The organism is Streptomyces pseudovenezuelae (genome assembly GCF_001513955.1).
GTDB lineage: Bacteria > Actinomycetota > Actinomycetes > Streptomycetales > Streptomycetaceae > Streptomyces > Streptomyces pseudovenezuelae.
Genome location: NZ_KQ948144.1, coordinates 1,151,252 through 1,175,146, shown reverse-complemented (window position 1 = coordinate 1,175,146; position 23,895 = coordinate 1,151,252). Strand labels below are relative to the sequence as shown.

21 protein-coding genes and 1 riboswitch are annotated in these 23,895 nt (G+C 69.9%); of the genes, 6 read left to right on the top strand and 15 right to left on the bottom strand.

Annotated features, from left to right (window positions below):
* Positions 1–45: 45 nt before the first annotated feature.
* The 3 genes from AQI94_RS05145 to AQI94_RS05135 all read right to left on the bottom strand — a co-directional run bounded on the left by AQI94_RS05145 (position 46) and on the right by AQI94_RS05135 (position 2,908).
* A complete protein-coding gene (locus tag AQI94_RS05145; protein WP_031050308.1) occupies positions 46–1,080 on the bottom strand; it encodes a C40 family peptidase in 1,035 nt (344 codons plus the stop codon).
* Between the two features lie 209 nt (positions 1,081–1,289).
* Entirely contained in the window at positions 1,290–2,633 is a 1,344-nt protein-coding gene (locus AQI94_RS05140) for an NYN domain-containing protein (RefSeq protein WP_031050307.1), read from the bottom strand.
* A gap of 35 nt (positions 2,634–2,668) precedes the next feature.
* On the bottom strand, positions 2,669–2,908 hold the full coding sequence (locus tag AQI94_RS05135) for a hypothetical protein (protein ID WP_007381473.1): 240 nt from the start codon (positions 2,906–2,908) through the stop codon (positions 2,669–2,671).
* A gap of 171 nt (positions 2,909–3,079) precedes the next feature.
* Between AQI94_RS05135 and AQI94_RS05130 the strand changes: the two genes are divergently transcribed.
* Both AQI94_RS05130 and AQI94_RS05125 read left to right on the top strand, forming a co-directional pair.
* Entirely contained in the window at positions 3,080–3,820 is a 741-nt protein-coding gene (locus AQI94_RS05130; protein WP_031050304.1) for a rhomboid family intramembrane serine protease, read from the top strand.
* Positions 3,817–4,098: an Lrp/AsnC family transcriptional regulator gene (locus AQI94_RS05125; RefSeq protein WP_020115829.1), complete on the top strand. Its 282-nt coding sequence runs from the start codon at positions 3,817–3,819 to the stop codon at positions 4,096–4,098. Before AQI94_RS05130 ends, AQI94_RS05125 begins: the two co-directional genes overlap by 4 nt.
* Here AQI94_RS05125 and AQI94_RS05120 read toward each other — a convergent pair.
* From AQI94_RS05120 to ctaE, 7 genes are all read right to left on the bottom strand, one after another.
* Positions 4,095–6,236, bottom strand: a complete 2,142-nt coding sequence (locus AQI94_RS05120) for a protein kinase domain-containing protein (RefSeq protein ID WP_062229600.1) — start codon at positions 6,234–6,236, stop codon at positions 4,095–4,097. The genes AQI94_RS05125 and AQI94_RS05120 overlap by 4 nt on opposite strands.
* Before the next feature lie 68 nt (positions 6,237–6,304).
* On the bottom strand, positions 6,305–7,666 hold the full coding sequence (locus AQI94_RS05115) for an aminotransferase class V-fold PLP-dependent enzyme (RefSeq protein ID WP_031058217.1): 1,362 nt from the start codon (positions 7,664–7,666) through the stop codon (positions 6,305–6,307).
* A 120-nt stretch (positions 7,667–7,786) separates the two neighbouring features.
* Positions 7,787–7,903, bottom strand: a riboswitch (SAM riboswitch).
* Positions 7,904–7,975: 72 nt separating this feature from the next.
* Positions 7,976–9,040, bottom strand: coding sequence for an anthranilate phosphoribosyltransferase (trpD, locus tag AQI94_RS05110; RefSeq protein WP_031058214.1), 1,065 nt, complete (start codon positions 9,038–9,040; stop codon positions 7,976–7,978).
* Positions 9,041–9,266: 226 nt separating this feature from the next.
* On the bottom strand, positions 9,267–10,904 hold the full coding sequence (qcrB, locus tag AQI94_RS05105; RefSeq protein ID WP_031058211.1) for a cytochrome bc1 complex cytochrome b subunit: 1,638 nt from the start codon (positions 10,902–10,904) through the stop codon (positions 9,267–9,269).
* Positions 10,901–11,956 carry a cytochrome bc1 complex Rieske iron-sulfur subunit gene (qcrA, locus tag AQI94_RS05100; RefSeq protein WP_031058210.1) on the bottom strand — a complete coding sequence of 352 codons (1,056 nt, stop codon included), beginning with the start codon at positions 11,954–11,956 and terminating at the stop codon, positions 10,901–10,903. The genes qcrB and qcrA overlap by 4 nt, the downstream gene beginning before the upstream one ends.
* Positions 11,953–12,762 (bottom strand): cytochrome bc1 complex diheme cytochrome c subunit, encoded by an 810-nt coding sequence (qcrC, locus tag AQI94_RS05095; RefSeq protein WP_031058207.1) that lies wholly within the window; start codon positions 12,760–12,762, stop codon positions 11,953–11,955. The genes qcrA and qcrC overlap by 4 nt, the downstream gene beginning before the upstream one ends.
* 60 nt (positions 12,763–12,822) lie before the next feature.
* The gene (gene ctaE / locus AQI94_RS05090) at positions 12,823–13,443 is read right to left on the bottom strand and encodes an aa3-type cytochrome oxidase subunit III (protein WP_031058204.1); all 621 of its coding nucleotides are present in this window, start codon (positions 13,441–13,443) and stop codon (positions 12,823–12,825) included.
* A 145-nt stretch (positions 13,444–13,588) separates the two neighbouring features.
* Here ctaE and AQI94_RS05085 point away from each other — a divergent pair, with 145 nt between their 5' ends.
* A complete protein-coding gene (locus AQI94_RS05085) occupies positions 13,589–13,990 on the top strand; it encodes a response regulator (protein ID WP_031058202.1) in 402 nt (133 codons plus the stop codon).
* A gap of 99 nt (positions 13,991–14,089) precedes the next feature.
* Here AQI94_RS05085 and AQI94_RS05080 read toward each other — a convergent pair whose 3' ends face one another.
* From AQI94_RS05080 to ctaC, 4 genes are all read right to left on the bottom strand, one after another.
* Positions 14,090–15,352, bottom strand: coding sequence for a L,D-transpeptidase (locus AQI94_RS05080; RefSeq protein ID WP_031058199.1), 1,263 nt, complete (start codon positions 15,350–15,352; stop codon positions 14,090–14,092).
* 131 nt (positions 15,353–15,483) lie between these two features.
* Positions 15,484–15,882, bottom strand: coding sequence for a cytochrome c oxidase subunit 4 (locus AQI94_RS05075; RefSeq protein WP_031058197.1), 399 nt, complete (start codon positions 15,880–15,882; stop codon positions 15,484–15,486).
* Entirely contained in the window at positions 15,879–17,621 is a 1,743-nt protein-coding gene (gene ctaD / locus AQI94_RS05070) for an aa3-type cytochrome oxidase subunit I (RefSeq protein ID WP_031058195.1), read from the bottom strand. Before ctaD ends, AQI94_RS05075 begins: the two co-directional genes overlap by 4 nt.
* On the bottom strand, positions 17,618–18,583 hold the full coding sequence (ctaC, locus tag AQI94_RS05065; RefSeq protein WP_031058193.1) for an aa3-type cytochrome oxidase subunit II: 966 nt from the start codon (positions 18,581–18,583) through the stop codon (positions 17,618–17,620). Before ctaC ends, ctaD begins: the two co-directional genes overlap by 4 nt.
* Positions 18,584–18,830: 247 nt before the next feature.
* Here ctaC and AQI94_RS05060 point away from each other — a divergent pair, with 247 nt between their 5' ends.
* Entirely contained in the window at positions 18,831–20,192 is a 1,362-nt protein-coding gene (locus AQI94_RS05060; RefSeq protein WP_031058191.1) for a cysteine desulfurase/sulfurtransferase TusA family protein, read from the top strand.
* Positions 20,193–20,196: 4 nt separating this feature from the next.
* On the opposite strand, the gene AQI94_RS05055 is transcribed toward AQI94_RS05060, so the two are convergent.
* Positions 20,197–21,171, bottom strand: coding sequence for a carbohydrate kinase family protein (locus tag AQI94_RS05055; protein WP_031058188.1), 975 nt, complete (start codon positions 21,169–21,171; stop codon positions 20,197–20,199).
* A gap of 151 nt (positions 21,172–21,322) precedes the next feature.
* Between AQI94_RS05055 and AQI94_RS05050 the strand changes: the two genes are divergently transcribed.
* Both AQI94_RS05050 and AQI94_RS05045 read left to right on the top strand, forming a co-directional pair.
* Entirely contained in the window at positions 21,323–21,532 is a 210-nt protein-coding gene (locus AQI94_RS05050; protein WP_031058185.1) for a hypothetical protein, read from the top strand.
* A 465-nt stretch (positions 21,533–21,997) separates the two neighbouring features.
* The gene (locus tag AQI94_RS05045) at positions 21,998–23,821 is read left to right on the top strand and encodes a hypothetical protein (RefSeq protein ID WP_404817883.1); all 1,824 of its coding nucleotides are present in this window, start codon (positions 21,998–22,000) and stop codon (positions 23,819–23,821) included.
* Positions 23,822–23,895: the final 74 nt, after the last annotated feature.

Below are 23,895 nucleotides of genomic sequence, written 5' to 3'. Positions count from 1 at the left end.
CCCGAACGGGGGGTGAGTCGTCGCGATCTTGAACGGCCGCGGGTCTCAGATCCGCACGCCGAACTGGAACGGCATGTTGTTGATCGACTCGTAGCGCACGACCGTGCCGGTGCGCGGGGCGTGGATGACCTGGCCGTTGCCCGCGTACAGGGCGACATGGTGCAGGTCGCCGTAGAAGATGACCAGATCGCCGACCTTGAGGTCGCTCATGCTGTAGATGCGGGTGCCGGCGTTGGCCTGGGCCTGCGAGGTGCGCGGGATGGTGATGCCGGCCTGCGCGTAGGCCCAGGAGGTCAGGCCCGAGCAGTCGTAGGAGGCGGTGCCGGTGGCGCCGTAGACGTACGGCTTGCCGAGCTGGGTCTGGGCGGCGCTGAAGGCCGCCTGGGCCCGGGCGGAGGACGCGGGGGCGTCACCGAGGTCCACGCGCTCGCTGGCGGAGCGGCTGGCGCGGGCGTCGGCGGCGGCGAGGGCGGCCTTCTCGGCGGCGGTCAGCGAGTTGAGGAGCTTCTGCGCCTCGGCGAGCTTGCCCTGAACGGACTTCTTCTGCTTGGCCAGTTCGGTGCGGGTGCTCGCGAGGTCCTTGAGCTTCTCGGAGGCCTCGGCCCGGTCCTGGGCCAGCTCGCGCTGCTTCTCCTGGATCTTCTTCAGCGCCTCGACCTGCTGGGAGCTGAGCTGGTCGGCGGTGGACGCCTTGTCCAGGTAGTCGTCCGGGTTCGACGACAGGAAGAGCTGGAGCGAGGAGTCGATGGAGCCGGTGCGGTACTGCGCGGCGGCCGCCATGCCCATGGAGTCACGGAGTTCGTTCAGGTCGTCCTGGCCGCGGGCCACGTTGTCCTGGATGGTGGAGATCTCCTTCTGGAGCTTCTCCTGCTTCTCCTTGGCCCCGTTGAGCTTCTCGGTGGCCTGCTCGGCCTGCTCGTACAGGGCGTCGACCTTCGCCTTGACCTCGTCCTTGCTCGGCTTCTCGCTCGGCGCGGCATTGGCGGCATTGGCACTGAGGGCCACGGCGGCAGCCGCTGCGGTCGTGAGCACGGTCACGCGCGTACGGCTCGGCTGCTTGGGTCGACGGTGGGACGCCACGGAGGTGAACTCCTTCTTTTGAGTGATCACCCGCTCGGAGGTTCGAGCCCAGACCCTAGTGACCTTCCCGTGATCAGTTCAAATCCTCAGGAGCAAAATCTCGTCACAGCGTGCATTCTTTGCACATAACTCACATGCAGTGAGGCGGGCTTGACGCTACGTTGCGTGATGATACGGCCAATTCGGGCATTAAACCTGGACTTTGATGTTTAGGACAGGCGCTTGAGAAGCACCGCAGATGCGACCGGCCGCGCGCCCGCCTTGGCGATGCCGTCGGCGACCTCGCGATCCGTCGAGGCGACGATCACCGGCCGCCCGGGCGGCTCGGCGCGCACCAGCTGGCGGATCAGCTCGTCGGCGGTGACACCCGCCTTGGAGAACAGCACCCGCACCCCGCGCGGCGGCGCGAGCAGCACCGGCGCGGCGAGTTCGGCCCCGTCGAAGACGCAGGTCACCTCTGCCCCGGTCTGCGCGGCGAGCTGGGAGAGCTGCCCCAGCAGTCTGAGGCGCTGCTTCTCCAGCGGCATCTGGGGATAGCCGGTCTTGGTGACGTTGTAGCCGTCGACCACCAAGTGCGCCTGGGGCAGGGCGAGAAGCTGGTCCAGGATGGCGGGGTCGTTCTCGGACAGGGCCCGCGCGGCGATGTCCTTCGGGGTCATGCGGCCCGGTTCGACCGCGTCCACCGTCTCGGCGGGCCGGACGGAGACCGGCGGCAGGGCCAGTTCCCGGCGCAGCCCCTGGGCCGCGTCCAGGACGGTGTCCAGAAGCAGACGCACGCGCATGTCCTCGACACTGCGCCCCTCCCGTGCCGCTCTGCGCGTGGCCTCCAGAGCGGCCTCAGCCTCCCCCAGGCGTGCCTTCAGGCGCCGGGACTCGCTCTCGGCGGCGGACACCTGGGCGTGACCCTCCGCGCGTACGGTCTCCGTCTCGGCCCGCAGCTTGCGCAGGGCCGCCTCACCGCGCTTGACGTCACTGAGTGCCGCGCGCAGCTTCCGGTGAAGCGATTCGGCTTCCTTCTTGGCGGACTCCAGCTCGGTGCGCAGCCGCTCGGTCTCGGCGCGCGTCTGGCCACGGGCGGCCGCGAGTTCCTCGCGCAGCCGCTCCAGCTCGGCGCGGCTCTCCTCGTCGGCCCGCTCGGCGTCGGCGCGCTGGGCCTCCTCGCCGGCCGCGGTGACCAGCTTGACCCAGCCGGTGGGACGCAGAACATAGGCCGCGGCCGCCACATCGAGCGGATCCGCGGCCGGGGGCGGGGAACCGGAGTCGAGGGCGCCGGCCAGCTCCGGCTGGGCCTCTCTGAACTTCTCCCCGATGCGCTGACGGAACAGCGGATCGGTCTCCAGCGCGGCCGCCATCGCGTTGCCCGCGAACTTGGCCCGCCGGTTCGGCGCGAAGCGCGCGTACTGCCTCAGCTGCGCGGGCAGTTCGCCGACGGTCAGCCCGCCGAACCCCTCGGAGACGATGTGCACGACCCTGCGCCGCACACCGTCGGGCAGCGGACGGTCGAGCACCTCGGCGGCGCCGTCGCCCGGCTCCCCGCCTTGTGTCTCCACCATCCCTCACACCCCATCACTGTGCGGGGCCGGCCCGGTCAGGAACCGGCGCCCGGCCTGTCCACGAGTTCCACCTGGTCCACGGCGTTGCACCAGCGGCAGCGCACCGACTCGATGGTCTCACTGACCACCTCGCGCTCCTCGACCTTCGGGTCTCCCGCCAGGTCGAGATGGACGTACTCGACGACCTTCGACGAGCGGGTCACGTCGAAGCGCGTGAGGTTGCCGCAGAGGGTGCAGCGCCACCGCGTCGAGGCGGTCGGGAGGGGAACCGTCATCGTGCCTGTGCTCTTTCCTACTAGCCATTGTCGGTGACGCACCGGCGTCCCGGTGCATGTGGCTCGTAACCCTACGGCCTGGCGAGTACTCGCCGCTCGGACGTCCACAGGACCTCTCCGGCGGCGAGGCGCTCTGTTCGCTTGCGTCCCGTTACGTCATGCTCTGTGTTCATGATCCGCAACTGGAGGGTGACACTCGGTGGAGCAGGCAGGACGCTGTGGGGGCCGGCTCCGGTCACCTACGGCCTCATCGCCGTGTGCACGCTGGTCTTCGTGATCGGCCCCGCCTCGGGTCTCGACCCGGCCTACGGCTCCGGGGACGCGGCCCTGGCCGCCCAGCGCGCCTGGTTCCACCGCTGGGGCGTGGTCCCCGCCGAGCTCTTCGAGGGCTCCCCGGGCGCCGCCCTCACCCCGGCCACCGCACTGTTCGTGCACGGCAGCTGGGTGCACCTGCTGGGCAACATGCTCTTCCTCTACGTGTTCGGGGTGATGACCGAGGAACGGATGGGCCGGGTGCAGTTCCTCCTGTTCTACGTCGGCTGCGGCTACCTCGCCCTGCTGGGCTACGCGGCCGCGAACGCCGACTCCGGGCAGTCCCTGGTCGGTGCCTCCGGGGCGATCTCGGCAGTCCTCGGCGCGCTTCTCTTCCTGTTCCCCGGGGCCCGGGTGACCAGTCTGCTGCCGTTCCTGTTCTTCCTGCCGCTGCGCTTTCCCGCCTGGGTCGTCCTGCCCTTCTGGGCGGCGCTGCAATGGCTCGCCGCGGGCCGGGCCTCCGACGGCCCCGGGGTGGCCTATCTGGCCCACCTGGTGGGCTTCGGCCTGGGCCTGGTCTTCGCCTGGGTGCGTTTCGGCCGTACGACTAGAGTGAGGGCCGCCCCAGCCCCGGCACCCGAGGGAGAGAACCAGCCGTGATCACCGCGATCGTCCTCATCAAGACCAGCGTGGACCGGATCCCCGAGATCGCGGAGCGGATCGCCGCGCTGGAGTCCGTGAGCGAGGTCTTCTCCGTGACGGGCACGTACGACCTGATCGCCATGGTCCGGGTCAAGCAGCACGAGGACCTCGCCGAGGTCATCCCCGGCAGCATCAGCAAGATCCCGGGCGTCGAGGGGACCGACACCCACGTGGCCTTCCGCACGTACTCCCAGCACGACCTGGAAGCCGCGTTCGCGATCGGCCTCGACAGCTAGGAATCCAGCGCGAGCACGGTGAGGCCGTCGGCGGTCGCCACGTAGACCCGGCCGCCCCGGACCACCGGGGACTGGGTGCCGACGGACGCCCCGCCCTCGACGCGCTTGTGCCAGGTCTGCCTGCCCGCGCGGTTGACGCCGTAGAGGGTCGAACCGCGGCGCACGTAGACGGTGTCGCCGGAGACCACCGGGTCGCTGTACTGGCTCCCCTCGTCGGTGAACCGGAAGGACCACGCCGTCGATCCGTCGGCCGGGTCCAGGGCGACCAGTTCGTAGTCGGACGCGGTGACGCCCAGGCCGCCGAACGGCACGCAGGTGAAGTAGCGGCTGCCGTACGCCTTGTCGTTGGTCGAGTCCCACAGGGGCGTGCCCGTGCGGCCGATGCCGTGCAGCGTCTGCTCGCCGCCCGACCCGACGATCAGCGTGTCGCCGACCGGGGTGGGCCGCCCGGTGTCGAGGCCGGCCTTCGTCGCCCAGAGCCGCTTTCCGTTCTGCGCGTCCAGGGCCTGGACCTGGTCCCCGAAGGTACCGACGTAGACGACCCCGTCCGCCACGGTGGGCTCGCTGGTGGGCGCGGCGCCGGTCGACGTGGACCAGCGCACGCTGCCGTCGGGGGCGTAGGCCCGCACCCCGCCCGCGTCCGAGCCGTGGCCGTAGGACACCAGGACCAGTCGGCCCGCGGCGACCGGGAACTGACTGTTCGCGGCGAACGACCTGGTCCAGCGGATCCTGCCGCCCCGGCCGAGCGCGCACAGCTTGGAGGCGCCCTCCTGGCCGTCCTCCAGCAGGCAGTACACGCCGTCGGCGGTGGCGAGCGGGGACATGGCCTCGGCGCCGAGCCTGGTCCGCCACACGGTCCGCCCGTCCAGGTCCAGCCCGTGCAGCGCGCCGTCCGCGCCGCCCACGTACACCCGGGCGCCGTCGGGCGAGACGGCCGCGCAGGGGCCGCGCCGCCCGCCGAGCCCCTGGACCTCGTACTGCCAGCCCGTCGCGGGCGTGCCCGTCGGGCCCCCCGCCCCCGTCTTGGCTGATCGGTCCGGCGTCTCCCGCAGCCACAGCCACCCGCCCAGCCCTCCGGCCGCGACCACGCCGACGCCGCCCGCCACGGCCCGCAGCAGCCCGCGCCGGGACGGCGGGGCGGTGGCCGGCGTCACCGGGGTGACCGCGGGGACGTCCATGAGGGTCACCGGCGCCATGTACTCGACCCGGCTCCCCCGCTCCCCGGAGTCGTGCGCGGGAACCCAGTGAGCACCGCTGTGGACGGTCTCGGGCTCCTTCTCGGCACCGGGGGCGTACCACCCCGGCCGCAGGCCGGCACGCAACGACCCCGCGCTGTGCCCCGCGGCCACGACCAGCTCAGCGGGGGCCGGCCGCGCGGCGGGGTCGTCCCGCAGACAGGCCTCGACCAGCGGCAGCTGCTCCGCCGGTACGGCGGACAGGTCGACGTCCCCGGTCAGGATCCGCAGCAGGACGACCGAGTCCTGGCCCTCGCCGAAGGGTTCCTTGCCGCCTGAGGCGTAGGCGAGCACCGCGCCCAGGGAGAAGACGTCACTGGCCGGCACGACCTGGGCGCCGTTGCGGATCTGCTCGGGCGAGAGATAGCCGACCGACCCGACGACCACGCCGGTCCGGGTCAGGGCGGTGCCCTCCAGGGCCCGGACGATCCCGAAGTCGATGACCCGGGGGCCGTCCGGCGCGAGCAGGATGTTCGAGGGCTTGAGGTCCCGGTGCACCAGCCCCTTGGCGTGGATCGCGGCGAGCGCCTCGGCGAGCGCGGCCGCCAGCAGCCGTACCGCGTCCGCGGGCAGCGGTCCCCGGTCGAGCACCGCGTCCCGCAGGTTCGGGCCCTGCACGAACTCGGTCGCCATCCAGGGCCGGGCGGCCTCGGTGTCCGCGTCCACGACCCGTGCGGTGTAGGTGCCCGCCCCGCCGACGGTCTGCGCGGCCCGCACCTCGTGCCGGAACCGGGCGCGGAAGGTGCGGTCCTCGGCGTGCTCGGCCCGTACGACCTTCACCGCCAGCCGCAGCCCGCCCCGCGCCTCGGCGAGATACACCTCGCCCATGCCGCCGGACCCGAGTCGGCCCAGGACCTCGTAGGGCCCGATGGTCCGCGGGTCCGTCTCGCGCAGCTCCTGCACCCCGTGCTCCCCCTGCATTCCGTACGGCTGCTGAGGGGGAGCGTATACGCGTGCCGGACGTCAGTACGTCAGACGGCCGGGACGCAGCGGCCGTCCTCGGTGCGGTACGTCCACTTCGCACCGTCCGCGACCAGTTCCTTCACGGCCTTCACGAACCGCTCCACGTGCTCGTCCGGCGTGCCCGCGCCGAAGCTCACCCGGATCGCGTTGAGGGACTTCTCGCCGGGCGCGGCCTCGGGGGCACCGCACTCGCCCTGTGACTGCGGGTCGCTGCCGAGGAGGGTGCGGACCAGGGGGTGGGCGCAGAAGAGTCCGTCGCGGACGCCGATGCCGTACTCGGCGGAGAGGGCGGCGGCGAAGTGGGAGCTGTTCCAGCCCTCGACGACGAAGGAGAGCACTCCGACGCGGGGGGCGTCGTCGCCGAACAGGGACAGGACGCGCACCTCGGGGACCCCGGCCAGCCCTTCGCGGACCTTCTCGATCAGGTGCTGCTCGCGCGCGACCAGGCTGTCGAAGCCGGCCTCGGTCAGCGCCTTGCAGGCCGACGCGATGGAGTACGCGCCGATGACGTTCGGGGAGCCGGCCTCGTGGCGGGCGGCGCTGTCGTGCCACTCCACGTCCACTCCCCCGTCCTCGCGCCGGGTGACCTTGCGGCTGGCGCCGCCGCCCGCGAGGTAGGGGTCGGCGGCGCGGAGCCAGTCGGCGCGGCCGGCCAGGACGCCGGAGCCGAAGGGGGCGTAGAGCTTGTGGCCGGAGAAGGCGACCCAGTCGACGTCGAGCTCGCGGACGCTCACCGGGTGGTGCGGGGCGAGCTGGGCCGCGTCCAGCACGATACGGGCACCGTAGGAGTGAGCGGCCGCCGCGAGCTCTCGTACGGGCCACAGCTCACCGGTGACGTTGGAGGCGCCGGTGACGCACACCAGGGCCGGACCGTGGGAGTCCCGGCCGGCGAGGGCCTTCTCCAGGGTCTCGACGGCCTGCCCCGGGGTGCGGGGGGCGTCGAGGTAGCTGACCTGGGCGTCCTGCCAGGGCAGCAGGCTCGCGTGGTGCTCGGTCTCGAAGACGAAGACCTGGCAGTCGGCGGGGAGCGCGGCGGCGAGGAGGTTGAGCGAGTCGGTGGTGGAGCGGGTGAAGATCAGCTGGTCGTCGTCGCGGCAGTCGAGGAACTCGGTGACGGTCCTGCGGGCGTTCTCGAACAGGTCGGTCGACAGCTGGGAGAGGTAGCCGGCCCCGCGGTGCACGCTGCCGTAGTAGGGCGCGTACGCCGCCACGTCGTCCCAGACCCGCTGGAGGGCCGGTGCGCTGGCCGCGTAGTCGAGCGCCGCGTAGGTCACCTCGCCGCCGGTGACGAGCGGGACGGTGACATCTCGCCCGAGCACGGCCAGAGGGGCACAAACGGTCTGGACGGAGGCAACGGTGGACACGGACATGGGGGTCTCCCGTGAAAAGTGAAGGGTGAGATGGGTGTGCGGAGGCGGGGCTCGGCGCCCTATCGCATTCGCTTGCTCACGGAAGACTCCTCGAACGACCAGGATCCCTGGTTCGTGAGGGATCCGCGCTTGCCGCAGACCTCGCTGCCTACGGCCTGGTCTTCACCCGGGGCACCCCGCCACGGACGGAGGGTTGCCGGACAGTCGGCCGGGGCCTCATGACTGTCACTCATGACCTGGTACAGGAACGTACGTGAGGTGATCGCGGTCCCGCAACTCGTGTCCGAACTGCGGGACCGCGACCGTCCGCTAGGCGTTGCTCGCGGCCACCCAGCGGGCCAGGGCGCGCTTCGCCGCCCCCGAGTCGATCGACTCCGCCGCCTTGTCCATCCGGTCTCGCAGCTGTTCGGCCAGCGTCCCGGTGCCGGGATTCAGGGCGACCAGGGCGGCCGCCGAGTTCAGGAGCACGGCGTCTCGCACCGGGCCCGTCTCGCCGTCCAGCAGCCGGCGCGCGACCTCGGCGTTGTACGACGGGTCGCCACCGCGCAGGGCCTCCACCGGGACGCGCTCGATGCCGACGTCCCGGGGGTCGAAGCTCTCCTCGGTCACCTTGCCGTCGCGGACCACCCAGACGCGGGAGGTCGACGTGGTCGTGAGCTCATCGAGTCCGTCGTCGCCCCGGAAGACCAGCGAGGAGTTGCCGCGCTCGGCGAAGACGCCCGCGACGATCGGCGCCATGCGGGGATCGGCCACGCCGACCGCCTGGGCGCGCACCCGGGCCGGGTTGGTCAGCGGACCGAGGACGTTGAACACCGTGCGGATGCCCAACTGGCCTCGGGCGGCGCCCACATGGCGCAGCGCCGGGTGGAACTTGATGGCGAAGCAGAAGGTGATCCCGGCTTCCTCGGCGACCTCGGCCACCCGCCGCGGGGTCAACTCCAGGTTGACGCCGAGCTTCTCCAGGACGTCGGAGGCGCCGGAGGCCGAGGAGGCGGCCCGGTTGCCGTGCTTGACGACCTTGGCGCCGGTGCCGGCGATGACGATCGAGGACATCGTGGAGATGTTCACGGTCTTCGCGCCGTCGCCGCCGGTGCCGACGATGTCGACGGTCGGGCCGGACACCTCGATCACGTTCGCGTGCTCGTACATCGCCCGCACCAGACCGGTGATCTCCTCGACGGTCTCGCCCTTGGCCCGCAGCGCCACCACGAACCCGGCGATCTGGGCGTCGGTCGCCTCACCACGCATGATCCGGTCCAGCGCCCAGAACGTGGCGTCGGCCTCCTGGTCCCGCCCGGACAGCAGACCGTTCAACACCTCGGGCCAGGAACGGCCCGCCGCGGTGTCGCCTCCAGCGGGGGTCACAGCGCTCATGGGGCCGCTCCAGATGTCGTAGAAAACCGTCCCCACACCCTATCCAGCCCACAGCACGACACAGGCTCCCGTCCGGTGTTCGGACGGGGCCCTTGTTCAGGGGCGCGGGGAACTGCGCGAAGGCGCCCGCCCCCACCCAGCCGCACCCATGGCACGGCAAAGGGCCCGTCCGGTGTACCGGACGGGCCCTTCGACCGCGCGTGGCGAGCGCAGCGACAAGCAGTGATCAGTGGTGGCCGTGGCCGCTCGTGATCTCCTTGTACTCCTCGACGGTCGGCTTGGGGATCTGGGACTCCTCGCCGTAGTACGCCTCGCTCAGCTTGGCGCGCAGCTTCTCGGCGCCCTTCACCTTGCGCTCGACGCCGTTCTCGTCGACCGTGGCGCCGATCGCGGCCGGCGCGTACTGCTCGTGCGCCGTGAGCGTGTGCAGCTGCTCCTGGCTGAGCGGCTCGTGCACCTCGATGAACTCACCGTGCGGCAGGCGCTTGATGATGCCGGACTCGCGGCCGTGCAGCACCTTGTCCTTGTCGCGGCGCTGGAGGCCGAGGCAGATCCGCTTGGTGGCGACGAACGCCAGGACCGGGGCGACGAAGAACGCGACCCGGACGAACCAGGTGATGGCGTTGATCGACAGGTGGAAGTGGGTGGCCCAGAGGTCGTTTCCACCACCGATCAGCAGCACCATGTACCAGGTGATCCACGCGACACCGAAGGCCGTACGCGTCGGCGCGTTGCGCGGGCGGTCCAGGATGTGGTGCTCGCGCTTGTCGCCGGTGACCCAGGACTCGATGAACGGGTAGACCGCGATCGCGACCAGGACCAGCGGGAAGATCACCAGCGGGATGAACACACCCAGGACGAGCGTGTGACCCCAGAAGTTGATCTCCCAGCCCGGCATGACACGGATCAGGCCCTCGGAGAAGCCCATGTACCAGTCCGGCTGGGCGCCCGTGGACACCTGGTCGGGACGGTAGGGGCCCATCGACCAGATCGGGTTGATCGAGGCGATCGCCGCGATGGCCGCGATGACACCGAAGACCAGGAAGAAGAAGCCTCCGGCCTTGGCCATGTAGACCGGCAGCAGCGGCATGCCGACCACGTTGTTGTTGGTCTTGCCGGGACCCGCGAACTGCGTGTGCTTGTGGTAGAAGACCAGGATCAGGTGCGCCACCAGCAGGCCGAGCATGATGCCCGGCAGCAGCAGGACGTGGATCGAGTAGAAGCGGGCCACGAAGTCGCCGCCCGGGAACTCTCCGCCGAACAGGAAGAACGACAGGTACGTGCCGACGACCGGCACGGACAGGATCGCGCCCTCCATGAAGCGGACACCGGTGCCGGAGAGCAGGTCGTCCGGCAGCGAGTAACCGGTGAAGCCGGTGAACATGCCGAGGACGAACAGCAGGAAGCCGAACAGCCAGTTGACCTCACGCGGCTTGCGGAACGCGCCCGTGAAGAACACCCGCATCATGTGCACGAACATGCCGGCGAGGAAGATCAGCGCCGCCCAGTGGTGGATCTGCCGGATCAGCAGACCACCGCGCACATCGAAGGAGATGTGCATGGTCGAGTTGAACGCCTCGGACATCAGCTGTCCCTGCAGCGGGACGTAGCTGCCGTGGTACTCCACCTCGTTCATCGACGGGTGGAAGAACAGCGTCAGGTACACACCCGTGAGGATGATGATGATGAAGCTGTAGAGGCAGACCTCACCCAGCATGAACGACCAGTGGTCGGGGAAGATCTTGCGCATGTTGGACTTGGCCAGGGAGTAGATCCCCAGCCGTCCGTCGGCCCAGTCGGCGACGCGCTCGCCGGCCGGCGCCTTCCCGCGTGCGCGGGACTCGGAGGACTCGTTAGTGCTCATCCGCGCTCCCAGAATGCAGGACCGACAGGCTCGTCGAAGTCGCCGAGCGCTTCGAGGTAGCCCTGGTCGTTCACGCCGATGCGCAGCTGCGGCAGGGCGTGACCGGCGGGGCCGAAGATCACCCGGGCACCGTCGGAGAGGTCGAAGGTGGACTGGTGGCAGGGGCAGAGCACGTGGTGTGTCTGCTGCTCGTACAGGGAGATCGGGCAGCCCACGTGGGTGCAGATCTTCGAGTACGCGACGATTCCCTCGTACGACCACTCGAGCTCGCGCTTGTCCTTGATGTTGTCCGGCTGGATGCGGACGATCATCAGGGCGGCCTTGGCGATCTCGGTCTGGAACTCCTCGTCGTGCTCCTCCAGGCCCTCGGGCTTGGCGAAGGTCAGCGAGCCGACCGCGACGTCGGAGGGACGCAGCGGCTCGTTGGTGTTCATGTTGACGAGCTGCAGGCCCTTGCGCCACATGGTGTGGCGGAGCTTCGTGCCGGGCAGCGGACCGAGGTCGCGCAGCAGCATGACGCCGGAGAGCGGGAACAGGGCCAGCGCGCCGAACATCGTGTTGCGGATCAGCTTGCGCCGGCCGAGCGCCGACTCCTTGGCACCCTGCTTGAAGTCCGCGTGGACCTTCGCGCGGACCTCGGGCGGCGCCTCGATCGGGTGACGCTCGTCGGCGACCTCCTCGTCGGACATCAGGGTGCGGGCCCAGTGGACCGCGCCCGCGCCGATCGCGAAGAGGGCGAGACCGAGGGTCAGACCCAGCGCGAAGTTGAGCGCGTTGATGTGCCCGATCGGGAAGACGAAGATCGACTTGTCGTGGGGGATGCCCACGTACGAGGCGATGAACCCGACGGTGGCCAGCATCGACACCGTGAACAGCATGGCCACCGTGCGCTCGGACCGCCTGGCGGCCCGCTCGTCGATGTCCTGCACCCGGTGCTCGTGGGGCGGGAGACCGGGGTCCGCGAACGGGTTCTTGTCGTCCGCGACGCCTACCGCGCCGTGCGCGTCCTGCTCTGCGGGCAGGTTCTCTTCTGGAATGTCTTGGCTACTCATGACTTCTTGGCCTTTGCGGTCCGAGCGGCGACCCAGACGGCGACCGCGATCAGCGCGCCGAGGCCGAAGATCCAGGCGAACAGGCCTTCGGAGACCGGGCCGAGACCGCCCAGCTCAAGGCCGCCGGGGCTCACGGTGTCGTCGCCGTTGACCGCGTTCAGGTACGCGATGATGTCCTTCTTGTTCTGCTCCGACAGCGTGGTGTCGGGGAACGACGGCATGTTCTGCGGGCCGGTCTGCATGGCCTCGTAGATGTGCTTCGGAGAGACACCTTCGAGGCTCGGCGCGAACTTGCCGTGCGTCAGCGCGCCACCCTTGCCGGTGAAGTTGTGGCACTGCGTGCAGTTGTCACGGAACAGCTCGCCGCCCTTGGCGATGTCGGCGCCGTCGGGGCCGTACTGCGCCTCGGTCGGGACGGACGGACCGGCACCCAGCGAGGAGATGTACGCGGCCAGCTGGTCGATCTCGGCCTGCGTGTAGATGACCTTCTTGCGCGGAATCTGCGCGCCCGGCTGCTGGGCCGGCATGCGTCCGGTGCCGACCTGGAAGTCGACGGCCGCGGCGCCCACGCCGACGAGGCTCGGGCCGTCGGAGGATCCCTGACCGCCGGTGCCGTGGCAGCTGGCACAGCCTACGGCGTAGAGCTTCTTGCCCTCGTCGATGGCCAGGGACTGGGCGGTTTCATCTGCCTTCGCCTTGTCCGCGGGGGCGAACACGGCGTACAGCCCCCCGGTGCATGCCAGCGCGAGGAGTAGGACGACGAGCGCCGCCAGCGGGTGGCGTCGTCGTGCGGAGAGCTTTTTCACGGATTACCCCGGTGTCAGGATCTTCTGCGTCGATGCTTGCGATGTCGGGAGCGGGCCCGGCTACTTGATCATGTAGATCGTGGCGAAGAGGCCGATCCAGACGACGTCGACGAAGTGCCAGTAGTAGGACACGACGATGGCCGCGGTCGCCTGCTCGTGGGTGAACCTCTTGGCCGCGTAGGTACGCCCGAGAACGAACAGGAACGCGATGAGGCCGCCCGTCACGTGCATGCCGTGGAAGCCGGTGGTCAGGTAGAACACCGAGCCGTACGGATCGGAGGAGAGCGAGAGCCCGTCCTTCTTCACCAGCTCGGTGTACTCGTAGATCTGACCGCCGATGAAGATCGCGCCCATGATGAAGGTGATGATGAACCAGCCCCGGAGCTTCTTCACGTCACCGCGCTCGGCGGCGAAGACGCCGAGCTGGCAGGTGAGAGAGGAAAGCACCAGGATCGTGGTGTTCGTCGCCGAGAACGGGAAGTTCAGGCTGGACGCCATTTCCTTCCAGTGATCAGGACCCGTCACCGATCGCAGGGTGAAGTACATCGCGAAGAGGGCCGCGAAGAACATCAGCTCGGAACTCAGCCAGATGATGGTTCCGACGCTGGTGAGGTTCGGCCGGTTGACCGATGGGTGCGCGTGCCCGGTTGTGTCTGTCGTTGCTGTCGCCACGACCGACATTATGTCGGTCGCTTATCCCGCCCTCACCCCGGGGGGTGCCGTTCGGAGTGTCTCCCTGCTCCATACCGGTGTTGACGTGGTGTTCAAGGGAGTAGCATCCGGCCCAACGGGCCTGTCCTTACGACGCTGACGTCACGGAGGAACAATGCAGCCGACCGCCACGGTGCTGGTCTACAGCGACGATTCCAACACCCGCGAGCAGGTGCGGCTGGCCGCCGGCCGGCGACCGGCCCCGGACGTCCCGTTGGTCGAGTTCCTGGAGTGCGCCACGCCCGCCGCGGTGCTGAAGGAGCTGGACAAGGGCGGGATCGACGTCTGTGTGCTGGACGGGGAGGCCGTGCCGATGGGCGGCATGGGCCTGTGCCGGCAGATCAAGGACGAGGTGTTCGACTGCCCGCCGGTGCTGCTGCTGATCGGGCGGCCGCAGGACGCGTGGCTGGCCACGTGGAGCCGGGCGGAGGGGGCGGTGACCCATCCGGTGGATCCGGTGGAGTTCGCCTCGGCCCTGGCCTCTTTGCTGCGGGACCGGAAGGCCTTGAGCGCCTAGGAACTCGGAGGCTTCTGCGGTTCGGGCGACTGCGGGCCGTCCATGGCCGGTCGCGCAGTTCCCCGCACCCCTGAGCGGGCGCTGCCCCCGAGCCCCGCTCTAGACGCTCTCCGGCCTCAGTCTGGCCTGCTGTGCCGCGCTCGGGGCGTCCGGGGTGCCGGCCACCAGGGCGCTGCCCTCGCGCCACTTCTTCCAGTCCAGGTTCCAGTCCCCGAAGCCGTTGCCGAAGGTCTCCATGGTGTGGCCCTCCGAGTTGACGACCTGGACCACGTCGCCCTCGTGGACGGTGTCGAAGAACCACTCGGCATTGGACGTGCTCATGCCGGTGCAGCCGTGGCTGACGTTGGCGTAGCCCTGGGAGCCGACCGACCAGGGGGCGGCGTGGACGTACTCGCCGCTCCAGGTGACGCGGGTGGCGTAGTACACCGGGAGGTCGTACGACTCCGAGGAGCCCTCGGCGATGCCGATGCTGGTTCCGCGCATACGTACGAAGTACTCCTTGCCCAGCACGACCTTGACGCCGTTGCGGGTGTCGAAGCCGGGCTTGCCGGTGGTGACCGGGAGCTCCTTGATGACCTCGTTGTTCCGGTACACCGTCATCGAGTGCGAGGCGGCGTCCGTCACGGCGATGATGCGGTCCCCGGTGGTCAGCTTCAGGGACTTGCCCTTGCCGCCCCAGAGCCGGTCGCCGATCTTGATGCCCTCCAGGTCGCTGCGGACCTGGACGGTGGCGTGGGCGGGCCAGTACTCCTTGGGGCGGTAGTGGAGTTCCTTGTCGTCCACCCAGTGCCAGGCGCCCGGCACGGCGGGCGTGGAGTCCACCCTGAGGGCACGCTCGACGACGGCCCGCTGGGCCTTGTCCTTGACGGGCCTGTCCAGCTTGGCGGTGATGGGCTGGCCGACGCCGTACGTGCCCGCCTTGGGGCCGAAGGTGACGTTCAGGCGCGTCTTGCCCAGGGGTTTGCTGGTGTCGAAGTCGAGGACCTTGCGGCCGGGTGCCCCGTCCTCGTCCTCGGTGCTCACCCGGACGGTGTAGTGGGCGTTTGCGGCCAGCGGGGAGGTGCTGTGCCAGCGGGTGCCGTCGTCGGAGAGTTCGCCCGCCACATAGCGGCCTGTGGCGTCCGTGGCGGTGACGTCGGTGATGCGGCCGTCGTCGTCCTCGGCGGTCACCTCCAGCGGCTTGTCCGGGTCGGCCTTCTTGTCGTCGCCCGTGGGCGCGTTGAAGGCGATCTGGTCCGCCGCGTCGTACGGCGTGGCCGCCAGCGGGTTCCCGTCGGACCCGCAGGCGGTGGCGCTCGCGCCGAGGGCGATCACCAGCAGCGTGCAGCTGACGACGGTGCGGGTACGCGGTGCGTGGTTCATGACTTCACGCTAGGAAGCCCCGTCAAGAACGGCACGCCGAGTGACTCGAACGAGGGACACCGATTGCTGCAAAGGCAGGGGCCCGGACGCTCCTGACGGAGTGTCCGGGCCCCTGATGGGCTCAGCTCGTGCTACTGGGTGCGGTTCTCACCGCGGTAGTACTCGAAGACCCAGCCGTACAGGCCGACCAGGATCACCGGCAGCGAGAAGTACAGCAGCCACCAGCCGATCGCGACCGACAGGAAGGCGAGGGCGCCACCGAAGCCGAGGGCGAGCGGCTGCCAGCTGTGCGGGCTGAAGAACCCGACCTCACCGGCGTCGTCCGCGACGTCGGCCTCCTTGTTGTCCTGCGCGCCGGCGTCCACCCGCTTGGCCGTGAAGCCCAGGTAGAAGCCGATCATGATGGACAGGCCGAAGGCCAGGAAGAGCGCGGTGGTACCGGCCGGCTCCTTCGACCACACGCCATAGACGATCGCCATGGCGAGGATGAAGATGCTCAGCCAGAAGAACATCCGTCCCTGGATCTTCACTTCCCGGCCTCCTTGCCGCCGTTGCCGGCCAGAGCCTTCTCACCGTGACCGGCGTTCTCGAGCTGGTCGAGAGCGGCGATCTCCGGGTGGTGCAGGTCGAACGCCGGGGATTCGGAGCGGATCCGCGGCAGGGTGAGGAAGTTGTGGCGCGGCGGCGGGCAGGAGGTCGCCCACTCCAGGGAGCGGCCGTAGCCCCACGGGTCGTCGACGCCGACCGGCTTGCCGTACTTGGCCGTCTTCCACACGTTGTAGAGGAACGGCAGGATCGACAGGCCGAGCACGAACGAGCTGATCGTCGAGATCGTGTTCAGGGCGGTGAACCCGTCGGCCGCCAGGTAGTCGGCGTAACGACGCGGCATGCCCTCGGCGCCCAGCCAGTGCTGGACCAGGAAGGTGCCGTGGAAGCCGATGAACAGCGTCCAGAACGTGATCTTGCCGAGGCGCTCGTCGAGCATCTTGCCGGTGAACTTCGGCCACCAGAAGTGGAAGCCGGAGAACATCGCGAACACCACGGTGCCGAAGACGACGTAGTGGAAGTGCGCCACCACGAAGTACGAGTCCGAGACGTGGAAGTCCATCGGCGGCGAGGCCAGGATGACACCGGTCAGACCACCGAAGGTGAAGGTGATCAGGAAGCCGGTCGCCCACAGCATCGGCGTCTCGAAGGACAAGGAGCCCTTCCACATCGTGCCGATCCAGTTGAAGAACTTCACGCCCGTCGGCACGGCGATCAGGAACGTCATGAAGGAGAAGAACGGCAGGAGCACACCGCCGGTGACGTACATGTGGTGCGCCCACACCGTCACGGACAGACCCGCGATCGCGATGGTCGCCGCGATCAGACCCATGTAGCCGAACATCGGCTTGCGGGAGAAGACCGGGATGACCTCGGAGATGATGCCGAAGAACGGCAGCGCGATGATGTACACCTCTGGATGGCCGAAGAACCAGAAGAGGTGTTGCCACAGCAATGCCCCGCCGTTCGCGGCATCGAAGACATGTGCCCCGAATTTCCGATCCGCCTCCAGCGCGAACAGCGCGGCGGCGAGGACGGGGAAGGCGAGCAGGACCAGCACCGCGGTCAGCAGCACGTTCCACACGAAGATCGGCATGCGGAACATCGTCATGCCGGGCGCGCGCATGCAGATGATGGTGGTGATGAAGTTGACCGCACCGAGGATCGTGCCGAAGCCGGAGAAGGCCAGACCCATGATCCACAGGTCGGCGCCGATGCCCGGGGAGCGGACCGCGTCCGACAGCGGGGAGTAGGCGAACCAGCCGAAGTCGGCCGCGCCCTGCGGGGTCAGGAAGCCGCCCACGGCGATCGTCGAGCCGAACAGGTAGAGCCAGTAGGCGAACATGTTCAGCCGCGGGAACGCCACATCGGGCGCGCCGATCTGCAGCGGCATGATCCAGTTGGTGAAGCCGGCGAACAGCGGCGTCGCGAACATCAGCAGCATGATCGTGCCGTGCATCGTGAACGCCTGGTTGAACTGCTCGTTCGACATGATCTGCAGACCCGGACGGGCCAGCTCGGCGCGCATGAAGAGCGCCATCACGCCGCCGATCAGGAAGAACGCGAACGACGTGACCAGGTACATCGTCCCGATCGTCTTGTGGTCAGTGGTGGTGAGCCACTTGATGACCACGCTGCCGCGGTTCTGGCGCCGGACCGGCAGCTCGTCCGTGTAGTGGGACCCTGCCGCCGCGGCACCCTGGGGTTCGTTGAGGATGCTCACAGGTTCGTCGTCTCCCGGTCCTTCTCGTGGGCGGTCTGCTCGATGCCCGCGGGAACGTAACCGGTCTGCCCCTTCTTCGCGAGGTCCTTGAGGTGCTGCTCGTAGCGCTCGGGGGAGACGACCTTCACGTTGAACAGCATCCGGGAGTGGTCGACGCCGCAGAGCTCGGCGCACTTGCCCATGAAGGTGCCCTCCTTGTTCGGAGTCACCTCGAAGGCGTTGGTGTGACCCGGGATGACGTCCTGCTTCATCAGGAACGGCACCACCCAGAAGGAGTGGATGACGTCACGCGAGGTGAGGACGAAGCGGACCGTCTTGCCCTTGGGGAGCCAGAGGGTCGGGCCGGGGTTGCCGGTCTGCGGGTTCTTCGTGGCCGGCGTCCCGAAGTCGTAGACACCGCCGGCGTTCGCCGGGAAGTCGTTCTTGAACCGGGTCGGAATCGCGTCCAGGTTCTTGTCCGTCTTCGCGTCGCCCGTCGAACCCGCGACGGGCTCGACGTAGTTGAAGGCCCAGCTCCACTGGTAGCCGACGACGTTGATGGTGACGTCGGGCTGCTTCTTGAGGCTGAGGAGCTTCGATTCGTCGCGGGCCGTGAAGTAGAAGAGGACCGAGACGATGACGAGCGGAACCACGGTGTACAGCGCCTCGATGGGCATGTTGTACCGGGTCTGCGGAGGTACCTCGACCTTGGTGCGGCTGCGCCGGTGGAAGATCGCGCTCCAGATGATCAGACCCCACACCAGCACGCCGACAGCGAGCGCGGCGGCCCAGGAGCCCTGCCACAGGGAGAGGATCCTCGGAGCCTCTTCCGTGGTCGGGGTGGGCATACCAAGGCGGGGGAAGTCTTCCCAGTTGTACGAGCAACCGGTGGCTGTCGCCAGGACCAGGCCCGCAGTCATTGCCTGCAGCAGCTTCCGCCGCATCGGGCGCCGCGGCGAGCGGTCGGAGCCGTTGGGACTCACGTAGCGCCTTCCCGAGAGTCTCGCCCGCGCGTATCGGCTGCGGCCTGGCCCTACTCGGTGGTCGGTCGCCGCCCTGCGTCGGGCAGGGGTTTGGATGTTTATGCGGACCAAACCCTAGCCGACGCCCTCCGGGGGTTCAGCGGGAGGGGGGCCTAGTCACTCCGTGGCTTCGCTTGATTGGCGGCTGCGGGTGCTTTGTGGCTGATCGCGCAGTTCCCCGCGCCCCCAAGGAGGTTAGCGTTTCCGTGTGTCCTACTTCGACGCTGCTTCCGCTGCTCCCCTTCACCCCGTTGCCCGTCAGGCGCTGTTGGCCTCTCTGGATGAAGGGTGGGCTGATCCCTCTCGGTTGTACCGGGAAGGGCGGCGGGCCCGGATGCTGCTGGATGCCGCTCGTGAGGCCGCTGCCGAAGCCGTGGGGTGTCGTCCCGATGAGCTGACCTTCACCTCTTCCGGGACGCGGGCCGTGCACAGCGGGATCGCTGGGGCGATGGGTGGACGCAGGCGGGTCGGACGTCACCTGATCGTGTCAGCGGTCGAACACTCCTCGGTACTCCATTCGGCGGAGCTGTTCGAGGTGACCGAGGTGCCGGTGGACCGAACGGGGGCCGTGAGTGCGCGGTCGTACGCCGATGCTCTGCGCCCCGACACCGCGCTGGCGTGCCTCCAGTCGGCCAACCACGAGGTGGGGACCGTTCAGCCGGTGGCCGAGGTGGCCGCCGGGTGCCGGGAGGCCGGGGTGCCGCTGCTCGTGGACGCGGCGCAGTCGCTGGGGTGGGGGCCGGTCGAGGGCGAGTGGTCCCTGCTGACCGCCAGTGCGCACAAGTGGGGCGGCCCGTCGGGGGTCGGTCTGCTCGCCGTACGCAAAGGTGTCCGGTTCGCACCCCAGGGACCGGCCGACGAGCGGGAGTCGGGGCGGGCGCCCGGCTTCGAGAACCTGCCGGCGATCGTCGCGGCGGCGGCCTCGCTGCGGGCGGTGCGGGCCGAGGCGGCGCAGGAGGCCGCACGGCTGCGGGAACTGACGGCGCGGATCCGTTCGCGCGTGCCGCGGCTGGTGCCGGACGTGGACGTGGTGGGCGATCCCGAGCGGCGGCTGCCGGGGATCGTCACCTTCTCCTGTCTCTATGTCGACGGGGAGACACTGCTGCACGAACTGGACCGGGCGGGTTTCTCCGTTTCCTCCGGATCGTCCTGCACGAGCAGCACCCTGACGCCGAGCCATGTGCTGAAGGCGATGGGGGTGCTGAGTGAGGGGAATGTGCGGGTGTCGTTGCCGTTCGGGGCGGTCTCCGAGGAGGTCGACCGGTTCCTGGGGGTGCTGCCGGCGGCGGTGGCGGCGGTACGGGACAAGCTGGGCGCGCCGACGCCTTCGGCCGTCGCCCACGAGGACTCGCTGGTCGTCGACGCCCTGGGCAAGCGGTGCCCGATCCCGGTCATCGAGCTGGCCAAGGTGATCGGGGACGTGCCGGTGGGCGGGACCGTCCGGGTCCTGTCGGACGACGAGGCGGCCCGCCTGGACATCCCCGCGTGGTGCGAGATGCGGGAGCAGGAGTACGTGGGAGAGGAGCCGGCGGACCGGGGTTGCGCCTACGTGGTCCGCCGGATCTCCTAGCCGGTCACTTGAGGTGGGTGCGGACCTCGTCGGCGGCCTCGTCCCCGTAGGCCTTGGTGAAACGCTCCATGAAGTGGCCGCGCCGCAGCCGGTACTCCTGCGTGCCCACGGTCTCGATGACGAGCGTGGCCAGCATGCAGCCCACCTGGGCCGCCCGCTCCAGGGAGACACCCCAGGCGAGCCCCGACAGGAAGCCGGCGCGGAACGCGTCGCCGACGCCCGTGGGGTCGGCCTTGCGCTCCTCCTCCGCGCAGCCGACGACGATCGGCTCCTGGCCGACCCGGTCGATCCGCACGCCCTGCGCGCCGAGCGTGGTGACCCGGTGGCCCACCTTCGCGAGGATCTCCTCGTCGGACCAGCCCGTCTTGGACTCGATGAGCCCCTTCTCGTACTCGTTGGAGAAGAGGTACGTGGCGCCGTCCAGCAGGATCCGGATCTCGTCGCCGTTCATCCGGGCGATCTGCTGGGAGAAGTCGGCGGCGAACGGGATGCCGCGGGACCGGCACTCCTCGGTGTGGCGGAGCATCGCCTCGGGGTCGTCGGCGCCGATGAGGACGAGGTCGAGGCCGTCCACGCGGTCGGCGACCGTCTTGAGCTCGATCTGGCGGGCCTCGCTCATCGCGCCCGTGTAGAAGGAGCCGATCTGGTTGTGGTCGGCGTCGGTGGTGCACACGAAGCGGGCGGTGTGCAGCGTCTCGGAGATCCGGACGGACGCGGTGTCCACGCCGTGCCGGTCCAGCCAGGCGCGGTACTCGTCGAAGTCGAAGCCCGCGGCGCCGACGAGGATCGGGTTCGTGCCGAGCTGGCCCATGCCGAAGGCGATGTTCGCGCCGACGCCTCCCCTGCGGACATCGAGGTTGTCGACCAGGAAGGAGAGCGAGACCGTGTGCAGTTGGTCCGCGACGAACTGGTCGGCGAAGCGGCCGGGGAAGGTCATGAGGTGGTCGGTGGCGATGGAGCCGGTGACTGCGATGCGCACGGCGAGGCTCTCCAGAGGAAGGGTGTGTTGACGGTTAACGCTATCCGGTCCGTATGGAGTACTGCGAGGCGACGGACGGCGCGGTGAAGCAGGAAAAACTACCCGATAGTAGATCTTTCTTCGCGGGCTCCGGCGTGCTTACGGTTCCAGCATGACGAACCTTGAGCTGTACGCCTCCGCCCCGGCCGACCTGGACGGAGACCTCGCCTCGCTGCGCGGTGACTGTGCCCGGATGGCTCCGCACTGGACGGTTCCCGACCGGATCGTCGCCCTTCCGGTCTCTCCCTCGCTGATCCACGGTGTGACGGTTCCCGAGGGGTCCGCCCGGCTGCTGGAGGCCATGTCGGAGTACGGCGACTGAGTCACCGCGGCCGGCTCACGGCCTCACGGCGCGTGCGTCGGCGCGTATGTCGGCGCGTTGGAGGGAACCGCGCGCTCCCCCGCTGCGTCCCATCGCCGTCCCCCGGAAAGGGGATGCGGGATACGACCCGTGCACCGACCTTTTTGACAGGGTCGGGTCAGGGTCGAGGGACAGTTGCGCAGCAGAAGGAGCGATGCGGTGAACACCGAGCGACCCGACGACCACGACCCCGGCGAGGCCTCCGGCGGCGAGAGCGGGAGTGCCGCGGAAGCGCACGGTGCCGGTGGAGCGAGTGCCGCGGAGCAGCGGGGCCTCAAGGCCTCGGGCGACGAGAAGACGAACGGCGTGGGGACTTCCCGCACGGAGGACACGGACGCCGGGGCCGGTCCGGACCGTGGCGCCGAGGAGGCTTCCGGTGCCGCCGAGGGCTCGGCGGGAGAGGCCGCACGAGTCACCGACGCCGACATGGACGACCGCCCGGCCCACGACAGCGGTATCGCCGCCGAGCCGGACGGAGCCGCCGAGGGCGCTCCGGCCTCTGATGCCGTCGCGGCCGCGGCCCTGGAGGGCCGGTCGGACCGTGACGAGCCCCGGGCTTCCGGCGGTGCCGGATTCACCGGACCCGAGGCCGCCGCTCCTGATGAGCCCGTGCACCCCGGCCGGCCCCGGCCCGCTGACGGCACCGACGCCTCCGGCACCCGTGACGAGCCCCCGGCTCCCGACGGTGCCGATGCCGAGCCTGGCGTGTCCGCGGGCCAGGGCGCCGCTACCGATGCCGCGCCCGGTCCGGCGCACTCCCCTCACGCTCTCCCCGACTCCGAGATCCCCCGGCACGAGGATGCCGACGCCCCGCGCCCGGCCAGGCACCGCTCCCCCGTCGCCATCGCCGCCGTGGCCGCCGCCGTGCTCCTGGTCGGAGGGGGTGGGGCGTACCTCGCCGCCAGCGCCTCCGGAGGGTCCGGTGACGAAACGACCTCCGGCGCGTCCGGGGACGGCACTCCGCCGCCGCTCGCGCTCGACGGTTACCGAGCGGCCGGTGGGGAGGGGAACGGCATCGCGCCCGGGGAGCCGAATCCGTACGGCGTGACCTATCGCGTGGACGGCAGCCTGCCGGACGGCCCCGGCTCGGCGCCTGTCTACCGGGTCCAGGGGCAGGTCACCGAGGACGACGTGACGCGGCTCGCCGAGGCGCTCGGGGTGGACGGGACGCCGGTCGCGCAGGGGCAGGTCTGGCGGGTCGGGGTCAAGGACGGTTCGGGGCCGAGTCTCCAGGTGAACCGGCAGGCGCCGGGCGCATGGACCTTCCAGCGCTACTCCCCCGTCGTCGACGACTGCACCGGTGCCACCGTGTGCGGGAAGGAGCAGACCCCCACCGGCCGTCCGGTGAGCGAGGCGGTCGCGGAGAAGGCCGCCGCGCCGGTGCTCAAGGCGGTCGGCCAGGGTGCCGCGAAGCTGGACGCGAGCCAGGTCATGGGCGCCCAGCGGGTCGTGAACGCCGATCCGGTCGTGGGCGGGCTGCCCACGTACGGCTGGGCGACCGGCGTCACGGTGAACGGCCAGGGTGAAGTGGTCGGCGGCACCGGCCAGTTGAAGGCGCCGGTCAAGAGCGACGCGTATCCCGTGCTGAGCGCCGAGAAGACGCTGGGCCTGCTGAACAAGGTGCCCGCGTCCGACCACCGCATGGGCATCGGCGGCTGCGCCAGTCCCGTACCGCTGAAGGACCGGCTCGAGGCGCCCTGCGGGGAGTCGACGGCGAGTCCGGCGAAGAGCACGCTCACCGTCGAGAAGGCGGTGTTCGGGCTGGCGTCGCATTTCGTGGGCGGCCGGCAGGCGCTCGTGCCGTCCTGGCTGTTCGAGGTGCGGGCGACGGGCGCGAAGGACCCCTTCACGGTGACGTATCCGGCGGTCGACCCGAAGTACATCGCCTCTCCGGCGACCGCGACGCCGACCAAACCCGCCTCCCCCACCGCGCCCTCCGCCGCGCCGAAGACACGGGACGTCGAGGTGGACGGCTACACCGCCGAGGGCGACGAGCTGACCGTGAGCTTCACGGGCGGGGTGTGCGGGGACTACACGGCGACGGCGAGCGAGAGCGCGGACGAGGTGCGGGCCACCGTCACCTACACGCCCTGGCCGGACAAGGTCTGCATCATGATCGCCAAGGAGATGCAGAAGACCGTGCCGCTGGACGCGCCGCTCGGTGACCGCAAGGTCGTGGGCTCGGACGGCAAGGACATCCCGCTGAAGAAGGCGGGGGCACGACTGCCGGAGACCTCCGGGGCCCGCTGACCCCGCGGACGCGCGAAGGCGGCGGCCCCGTCGGAGGGGGCCGCCGCCTTCTGCCGTTCCGAGCCTGTCGAACT